The organism is Amphritea pacifica, assembly GCF_016924145.1.
In the GTDB taxonomy this organism is placed as follows: Bacteria; Pseudomonadota; Gammaproteobacteria; order Pseudomonadales; family Balneatricaceae; genus Amphritea; species Amphritea pacifica.
In genome coordinates, this window is the sequence record NZ_JAFFZO010000152.1 from 1 (window position 1) to 366 (window position 366).

The following is a 366-nucleotide window of genomic DNA, read 5'->3' on the forward strand; positions in this document are numbered from 1 at the left end:
CCAGGTGGTGAACGGGCTGTACGCTGTCCAGATGTGAAAGGTCACACTGTCAGGTGGCTCAATCTCTTCACCGGATGACGAAAACCAGAGAATGCCATCACGGGTCCAGATCCCGGTCTTTTCGCAGATATAACGGGCATCAGTAAAGTCCAGCTCCTGCTGGCGGATGACGCAGGCATTATGCTCGCAGAGATAAAACACGCTGGAGGGGTCATCCGGCGTCCATTTGAGGCCAAACGGCGTCTCTTTGTCGCCAAATTTAAGATACTGCTCCTCCCCGCAATGCGGGCAGGCAACATGAAAACGCATAAAATGCGGGGATTCACTGGCTGCACGCTCAATCTGACAGGTGCCTCTCACTTTTGG

At 53.8% G+C, this 366-nt stretch carries 1 protein-coding gene; it reads right to left on the reverse strand.

The window, feature by feature from the left end; genetic code table 11:
• Positions 1 to 366, reverse strand: a 366-nt coding sequence (locus JW499_RS21850; protein ID WP_205212538.1) for a phage terminase large subunit family protein, incomplete at both ends; no start/stop codon positions are given.